The organism is Paenibacillus sp. 05T425 (genome assembly GCF_056396205.1).
The window spans coordinates 1-409 of record NZ_JBFTLA010000141.1 but is presented as its reverse complement, the minus strand read 5'-3'; the positions used below and the strand labels follow the sequence as shown (position 1 = coordinate 409).

The 409-nt window shown below is 61.4% G+C and carries 1 protein-coding gene; it reads right to left on the bottom strand.

Annotated elements, in window-relative coordinates; all coding sequences use genetic code 11:
* On the bottom strand, window positions 1–399 hold a 399-nt coding region (locus AC1DF0_RS32485), incomplete at its 3' end, for an acyclic terpene utilization AtuA family protein (RefSeq protein ID WP_477577724.1).
* Between the last annotated feature and the right edge of the window lie 10 nt (window positions 400–409).

The window sequence follows — 409 nt, the reverse complement described above, 5'->3', positions numbered from 1 at the left end:
GAGTTTGATCACCACTTCGCGGCTGTCCTGGCGCTGGCCGTGGGGGCCGTAAGTGGCTTCGCTGCCCAGCAGTTCGATGTTCACCTCGCTGTAGGGCGCCCAGCCGCGCTGGTTAAACATTTCCGAGGTCTTGTTGATGATCGCCTGGCTGACCCTTCGGGCCTTGGCCACGGCATCGATCCCGGCGATCAGGCAACTGGCGGTGCAGCGGAAACCGTCCGGGTACGTTGCGCTGACCTTGTACTGAGCGGTCGGTGGCAAGCCTTTCGCGCCATGCACCTGAACCGCGTTTTTGCCTTGTTGCACGAGTTTGACCTGACTGAAATCGCACACCACATCGGGCAGCAGATACGCCTGCGGATCACCGATTTCATAGAGCATCTGCTCGCCCACCGTCAGGGGCGTGACC